At 40.3% G+C, this 6,947-nt stretch carries 7 protein-coding genes; 2 read left to right on the top strand and 5 right to left on the bottom strand.

The window, feature by feature from the left end; translation table 11 throughout:
• Positions 1–258 precede the first annotated feature (258 nt).
• Together HT725_RS08420 and HT725_RS08415 are read right to left on the bottom strand one after the other, a co-directional pair.
• Positions 259–2,247 (bottom strand): ABC transporter permease, encoded by a 1,989-nt coding sequence (locus HT725_RS08420; RefSeq protein ID WP_173253398.1) that lies wholly within the window; start codon positions 2,245–2,247, stop codon positions 259–261.
• 1 nt (position 2,248) lies between these two features.
• Complete coding sequence (locus HT725_RS08415; RefSeq protein ID WP_112443576.1) at positions 2,249–3,007, bottom strand: ABC transporter ATP-binding protein; 759 nt, start codon at positions 3,005–3,007, stop codon at positions 2,249–2,251.
• A 427-nt stretch (positions 3,008–3,434) separates the two neighbouring features.
• Between HT725_RS08415 and HT725_RS08410 the strand changes: the two genes are divergently transcribed.
• Positions 3,435–3,632 carry a hypothetical protein gene (locus HT725_RS08410; RefSeq protein ID WP_112443575.1) on the top strand — a complete coding sequence of 66 codons (198 nt, stop codon included), beginning with the start codon at positions 3,435–3,437 and terminating at the stop codon, positions 3,630–3,632.
• Between the two features lie 137 nt (positions 3,633–3,769).
• On the opposite strand, the gene HT725_RS08405 is transcribed toward HT725_RS08410, so the two are convergent.
• From HT725_RS08405 to HT725_RS08395, 3 genes are read right to left on the bottom strand one after another with little or no spacing between them, the layout of a single operon-like run.
• Complete coding sequence (locus HT725_RS08405) at positions 3,770–4,042, bottom strand: PspC domain-containing protein (RefSeq protein ID WP_001085044.1); 273 nt, start codon at positions 4,040–4,042, stop codon at positions 3,770–3,772.
• Positions 4,043–4,100: 58 nt separating this feature from the next.
• A complete protein-coding gene (locus tag HT725_RS08400; protein ID WP_112443574.1) occupies positions 4,101–4,550 on the bottom strand; it encodes a SprT family protein in 450 nt (149 codons plus the stop codon).
• Positions 4,537–6,666, bottom strand: a complete 2,130-nt coding sequence (locus HT725_RS08395) for a Tex family protein (RefSeq protein WP_112443573.1) — start codon at positions 6,664–6,666, stop codon at positions 4,537–4,539. Before HT725_RS08395 ends, HT725_RS08400 begins: the two co-directional genes overlap by 14 nt.
• Positions 6,667–6,718: 52 nt before the next feature.
• Here HT725_RS08395 and HT725_RS10285 point away from each other — a divergent pair, with 52 nt between their 5' ends.
• Entirely contained in the window at positions 6,719–6,865 is a 147-nt protein-coding gene (locus tag HT725_RS10285; protein ID WP_234990538.1) for a hypothetical protein, read from the top strand.
• Positions 6,866–6,947: the final 82 nt, after the last annotated feature.

The raw sequence follows: 6,947 nt of genomic DNA, 5'->3' as shown, positions 1-6,947 counted from the left end.
CAATAGAGGTTTTTCTCTTTTTAACGTTTTTTCTCAAAACTCATCATGAGCTCTGTCTAAAAATAAAGGTACTGATTTTCTCAACTTTTTTAGAAAGCTAATACTCTTCGAAAATCTCTTCAAACTACGTCAGCTTCCATCTGCAACCTCAAAACAGTGTTTTGAGCAACCTGCGGCTAGCTTCCTAGTTTGCTCTTTGATTTTCATTGAGTATAAAATACAAGAAATACCTCGATTTTGAAGTCGAGGTATCTTTTTTTACATTTGTACAATCTTGCGATAGCTTCTTGAAGTAATCATGAAAATCAGCACATAGGCGATGAGGAAGATAGCGCAGATAGATAAGGTCACAATCAACATCATATTCGTATCTATTACACCAATCACTTTTAAAATCAGACTAAGCATATGGTAGGCAAAGGCTAGATGTATGAAGGCAAAAAGCAAAGGAAGGAAGAAAACAGTTAAAACCTGTTTGTTGATGGTTTGCTTGATTTGCTTTTGATCTAAACCAACTTTCTGCAAGATAATAAAGCGTTCACGGTCTTCGTAGCCTTCAGAAATTTGTTTGTAGTAGATGACCAGAACAGTTCCGACCATAAAGATAATGGATAGGAAAATACCGATAAAGAAGACACCACCAAAGAGGGCACTCATCTGAGAACTAGCATCTGATAGATTGCTACCATAAACATAGCTACCTTCCGTGTTTAATTGAGCATTAAATTGATCGAGGTATTTATCATACTCGTCAGCGACCTTGAGTTGTTCTTCTTCACTGGCATTTACATTCATACCACCGTAAAACTGATTATAGATAGCCGAATCTGGGAATTGATCCAAAAAGGCTTGTAAATCAGGTACAACAAGATAATTGTAATCAGCAGTCAAAATATTAAACTGATTTGGAACGTGGTTGACAATAAAATCTTTATTAAATTCTTCTTTGACAGAAAATTGATGATCATTCAGAATTAGAGTTTTCTGTTCTTTAACTCCCTCATTCTTGGCAAAGAGTCCGACCTCATTTCCTGATAGAGACAGTTTTTGACCAGTCATGTTTTCATAATCTTTTTGGTCAAATACCATAAAAACTGTTGTGGGTTGGACACGATTTTGTCCTTTTTCAAAAAGTGTTAACTTATTTCCTTCTTGGTTTGCAACACCAAAGTAAGTATAACGAATCACTTCTTTCTCTTTAATCTTATAACCTTTGTCACTTGCAAACTGGCTCAAGAGTTTGTCCAAGTCTTCTTTTTCAACATTTTGCCCTGAAACTCCAAAATCATGAGGATTTAGAACTTTTTTAAAGCTTTCTGCGGAATTGAAAATGCTTGTCGCTGCTGACATGGTTACCAAAACCATTGTTGACAAGATAGCGATAGTTGCTAGTCCAACCGCATTTTTCTTCATACGGAAAATCAAGTTAGACACTGAGATCAGGTTATTAGGTTGGTAATAGTATTTCTTATTTTTCTTTAAGATTTGTAGGAAGACTGTAATTCCTGCATTAAACAAGAGATAAGTACCAAAGATAACCAGCAAAACAGCTATGAAGAAGGTTGTTAAGGCTGTAAGAGGATCTTTTACCGTAAGGGCAAGATAATAGCCAATCCCTAAACTAATCGAACCAAGAATCGTTTGGAGAGGTAGGAAACGACCTTTTTTCTCTCCGCTTGCTTTCTCACGCGAGAGCTGGAGGGCATTCATACGGGCGATTCGAAGGGCATTCAGGAACATGAGGCCTAGGAAAATCAAACCAAAGACAACAAGTACTGTAATGACAACTTTCATCTGGAAGGTAGCGACCAGCTCAACCTTCAATTTCATCAGTTTGAGCAAGAAAGCGAAAATTAACTTGTCAAACAAGGCTCCAATACCGATACCCGCTCCAACAGTTAGAATCCCAAATAGCACTAACTCCTTAAAGGTCATACTGATTAGATGACGCTTCTCCAAACCCAGCATGCCATAAATTCCTAGTTCCTTGGAACGATTTTTCATAACAAAACTATTGGCATAGAGGACGATAATGGCTGACGCAAGGGTGACGACAAACATACCAAATCCTAGAGTAGCTTGAATGCTTGATCCTCCACGGATTTCCGCAATCTTAGGATTGAAAGTTAGAGAGTAAAAGAGATAGGTGACAGTGACTGCCAAGAGAACAGCCAGCGCAAAAGGATAGTAGAGTTTGCGGTTTTTAATCAAGTTCGATACCGCTAACTTATTGGTTAATCGAAACATACTAATTCACCTCGCTTGCCATGACAGTCAAGGTATCAGAGATCTCTTGGAACATCTGACGTTCTGTCTTCTCTCCACGGTAGATTTGATTGTAAAGAATGCCGTCTTTGATAAAGAGTACACGTTTAGCCCTGCTAGCTGCTGCTGTTGAGTGGGTTACCATAAGAATGGTTTGGCCACGCTCATTGATTTCATCAAAGACATCAAGTAAGGCTGCAGATGATTTGGAGTCAAGGGCCCCTGTTGGCTCATCCGCAAGGAGAATTTCAGGTTCTGTGATGATGGCGCGGGCTACTGCTACACGCTGTTTCTGACCACCAGAAATCTCGTAAGGGTACTTCTCTTGCAATTGGTTGATACCTAGATTCTCAGCTGTCACCACCAATTTCTTCATCATTTCCGTAATGGGTCTTCTTGACAAGACAAGCGGAAGCAAGATATTGTCCTTAACAGACAGAGTATCTAGCAAGTTAAAGTCTTGGAAGACAAAGCCCAATTTTTCACGACGGAAGCTAGAAGCCTGTGAATTTTTAATGGTTGCGGTGTCAATTCCATTCAGGTAAACCTGACCACGACTTGGTTTATCCAGCATAGCTAGAATATTGAGAAGAGTTGATTTACCAGAACCAGACTCACCCATGATGGCAACGTAGTCTCCCTTTTCTACGGTAAAGTGAATATCCTTGAGGGCTTCTACTTGGTTGCCCTGAAAACGAGTTTTATAAATTTTTTGAACGTGTTTTACATCTAAAAGTGTCATGAGAATCTCCTTTCTTAATATCCCATCAAATGAAATGTTGCTTGCATCATAGCGCATCCCAGTTGAACACGCTCGATATCTTTGTGGCTTGGTTTTCTTGTTTTCTTCTGTAAGATTTGTTTCATGATGTTACTCCTTTGTTCTTTATGAGTCTAGTTTACATCAAAAAAAGACCGCTTGCCATAACCTAACCTTACAAAAGAGACTTTAATCTTACATTTTTGTAAGATTGGGGGAAATGTAAGCAAAATTACTTAGAAAATAATTTGATTTTCTATTTTTAAAATTGTAAAATATAAGTGTAAAAAGGCTTACTTTGGAAAGGAGGAAGCGGAAACTAACATTTGAGTAAGCTTACCTAGATAACATACCATTAAATTTAACACTTGCAAGTCGTTCAACCTATAAGGAAAGAAGGTGCGCTTTAATGAAACACAAAGAACATATACTCATCGGACTTCTCTATCTCCTCTCTCCATTCATCGGTCAGCTCTTAGTTGAAAAGACACACTTTATCGGTACACAATTTACAGCTACTGCTTATGCTATTTGCTGGCTATCAGTTGTTATCAGTATCTATCATTTATCAAAAAATGTATTGTCTCAGCATGAAAAATCAGATTAGAAATCTAAGTTCAAAATAATATTTTTAGTTTACAGATGAGACTGGCGAAATATTATTAAAAGTAAAAAAGCTTTAAATCAAGCAGTTTAGACTATTGATTTAAAGCTTTTTGCTTATTCAAAATCTTTTGTTAAACCTCACCAAAACCAGCCTTCATTGTCGTCAATAGCTTGGGCTTCTTTGCGTTTGCGTGGACCTGTTCCATACATTTCTGCTTCGATTTCTTCCTTGGTTGGCATGATAGAAGCTAGGATGATATAGATAATCACGCCAAGTCCAAAGTTTGCGACTGTAAAAATAGCAAATAGAAAACGAACCAGGGTAACATCAAAGTTCCACTTGTCTGACAGACCTGCCAGAACTCCTGAAATCATGCGATTTCGTCTCATTTTATAAAATTTACTGTTCATGATATTTCCTCTTTCTGCTAGGTTAGACATAGTATATCACGGGTAGGCTCGGCTTTCATCAGTCCTCAGGCTGATTTATTAGTAGCAATTTACCTCGACAAAGTCCACAGCGATAGCGTTTGGTATCAATCCTACGCTTGCGCTGATACCTTTGTTGGCAGGATTGACAACGATAAAGCTTGAGTGGTTTAGAGTGGCTATTTGTCAAGGAGGGCACAAAGCGTAATCCATCCACTGCTTTCAAAAGGTCCTTAAAATCCCGATCCTTGTGTTGATAGCCCTTCCCTTGAAAATAGAGATGATAATGACAGAGTTCATGTCGAACAATTTTCCTAAAAACATCCAGACCCAGTTCCTGATAAACCTTTGGGTTGAAATCCAAATGCCCATCTTTGGGGAAAAATCGCCCACCTGTCGAACGTAGACGAGAATTCCACTGGACATGATGGATAAAAGGTCTGCCGAAGTCTTCTAGTGAAACCTGCTTGACGTAATCAGTCAGTTTCATTTGGAGCGAGGAGCGACAGATTGACTTTTTCACGTTCAGTATCGATTTTCTTGACCCAAACGGTCACCAAATCACCAACGGATACCACTTGGCTAGGATGTTTGATAAATTTACGACTCATATGTGAAATATGAATCAGGCCGTCCTCATGAATCCCAATGTCAACGAAGGCACCAAAGTCAACGACGTTACGCACCACACCTTCCAGCTTCTGTCCGACCACTAAGTCTTTGATATCTAGGACATCTTGGCGAAGTACAGGTGCATCAAAGGAATCACGGAAATCTCGACCTGGTTTGAGAAGATCTGCAATGATATCTTTAAGGGTTTCTGGACCAAGGTCTAGCTCTACCGCCATATCTTTGACTGAAAGCGACTTGAGTTTGCTTTGGGCTTCCTCGTTTAGGTCTTTAATATCTAAACGTTTAAAGAGTTCCTTAACAGCAGAATAGTTTTCTGGGTGAACTCCTGTATTATCAAGGATATTGCTACTTTCAGGGATACGAAGGAAACCAGCTGCCTGTTCAAAAGCCTTGGCCCCCAGACGCGGAACTTTCTTGATTTGGGCGCGTGAAGTGATTTTTCCTTCTTCCTCACGGTATTTGACAATATTTTCAGAAATGGTTTTATTGAGTCCAGCTACGTGTGAAAGAAGAGCTGGACTGGCCGTATTGACATTGACACCGACTTGGTTTACCACTGTATCGACAACAAAGTCCAGACTCTCAGATAGTTTCTTCTGACTGACATCATGCTGGTATTGACCGACACCGATTGACTTAGGATCGATTTTGACCAATTCAGCAAGGGGGTCCTGCAAACGACGGGCGATAGAAATAGCAGAGCGTTTTTCAACGGTCAAGTCTGGGAACTCCTGACGAGCAAGTTCGCTGGCAGAGTAGACCGAAGCACCACTTTCGTTTACGATGACATAACTAACCTCAGGAAAATCTTTCAGAACTTCCGCCACAAAGGCTTCACTTTCACGACTGGCCGTCCCATTTCCTATGGCAATAATTTCTACACTGTATTGACCAATCAAATCTGCCAGATCTTTCTTGGCTTCTTCGATTTGACGAGCTGACGCTGGTTTGACAGGATAAATGACCTGAGTTGTCAGCATTTTCCCTGTTGCATCCACGACAGCTAGCTTGGCACCTGTACGAAAGGCAGGGTCAAATCCTAGAACCACGCGCCCTTTCAATGGAGCAACCAAGAGGAGATTGCGCAGGTTGTCAGAAAAGAGTTGGATAGCTCCTTCTTCTGCTTTCTCAGTTAATTCTGTCCGAATGCGTCGCTCGATAGCAGGTAAGACTTTTTTCTTAACTGACTGTTGAACAACTTCATCTATATAGGCATTTTTTACCTTGAAACGAGCAGCAAAGAAGGCAAGAATGCGGTCCGTCGCATGTTCAAAACCAACCTTCAAGACACCTAGCTTCTCCCCACGATTGAGGGCCAAGGTACGATAACCCTGCATATTTCCAACCGTCTCTGAAAAATCATAATAAATCTGAAAAACCTGCTTTTCATCAAGACTTTCATCCTTGACTTGAGAAGTGAGTTTAGAGTGTCTCAGAACCTCCTGATAAGTCATGGAACGCAAGGTCACATCTTCCGATAAGGCTTCGACCAAGATATCAACTGCACCAGCCAAGGTTTCCTTACCAGTCGCAAATCCTTCACAGACAAACTTTTCAGCCTCTTTCTCTAAGTCAGCTACATTCTGCAAAATCAGGCGAGCAAGTGGGAAGAGTCCGGCTTCACGGGCAATAGTTGCCTTGGTTCGACGCTTTTCCTTGTATGGAAGATAGAGTTCTTCTACGTCTGCTAATTTTTCGGCTGCTAAGATAGCCTCTTCCAACTCCTTGGTCAGCTTGCCTTGTTCTTGAATTTTAGCCAAGACAGCTTCCTTACGGTCGTTGAGATTTGTCAGACTTTTATCCATGTCGATAATAGCCTTAATCGCCACCTCATCCAGACTACCAGTCATGTCCTTGCGATAACGCGCAATAAAGGGAATAGTCGCCCCTTCAGCTGTCAAACTTAGAACAGTATCAATTTGCTTTAGCGTCACTCCCAAATCCTGGGAGATTTTTTCATATTTTTTATCCATGAAACTATTATACCATAAGCTGGAAGGCTTTCTCCAATCCTTTTCATACTCAATGAAAATCAAAAAGCAAACTAGGAAGCTAGCCGCAGGCTGCTCAAAACACCGTTTTGAGGTTGTGGATAAGACTGACGAAGTCAGCTCAAAACACGGTTTTGAGGTTGTGGATAAGACTGACGAAGTCAGTTACCTATACCTATGATATATACGGCAAGACGAAGCTGACGTGGTTTGAAGAGATTTTCGAAGAGTATCAACTATCGAAAACAAATTAAAAAACTCCC

This window comes from Streptococcus sp. 2579 (genome assembly GCF_013277195.1).
Lineage (GTDB): Bacteria > Bacillota > Bacilli > Lactobacillales > Streptococcaceae > Streptococcus.
This window is presented reverse-complemented; position numbering and strand designations above follow the sequence as displayed.

Coding starts and splice junctions, on each gene's coding strand:
- HT725_RS08405 (WP_001085044.1), bottom strand. CDS start 4,042: ATGAACAGTAAATTTTATAAAATGAGACGAAATCGCATGATTTCAGGA.
- HT725_RS08400 (WP_112443574.1), bottom strand. CDS start 4,550: ATGAAACTGACTGATTACGTCAAGCAGGTTTCACTAGAAGACTTCGGC.
- HT725_RS08420 (WP_173253398.1), bottom strand. CDS start 2,247: ATGTTTCGATTAACCAATAAGTTAGCGGTATCGAACTTGATTAAAAAC.
- HT725_RS10285 (WP_234990538.1), top strand. CDS start 6,719: ATGAAAATCAAAAAGCAAACTAGGAAGCTAGCCGCAGGCTGCTCAAAA.
- HT725_RS08395 (WP_112443573.1), bottom strand. CDS start 6,666: ATGGATAAAAAATATGAAAAAATCTCCCAGGATTTGGGAGTGACGCTA.
- HT725_RS08415 (WP_112443576.1), bottom strand. CDS start 3,007: ATGACACTTTTAGATGTAAAACACGTTCAAAAAATTTATAAAACTCGT.
- HT725_RS08410 (WP_112443575.1), top strand. CDS start 3,435: ATGAAACACAAAGAACATATACTCATCGGACTTCTCTATCTCCTCTCT.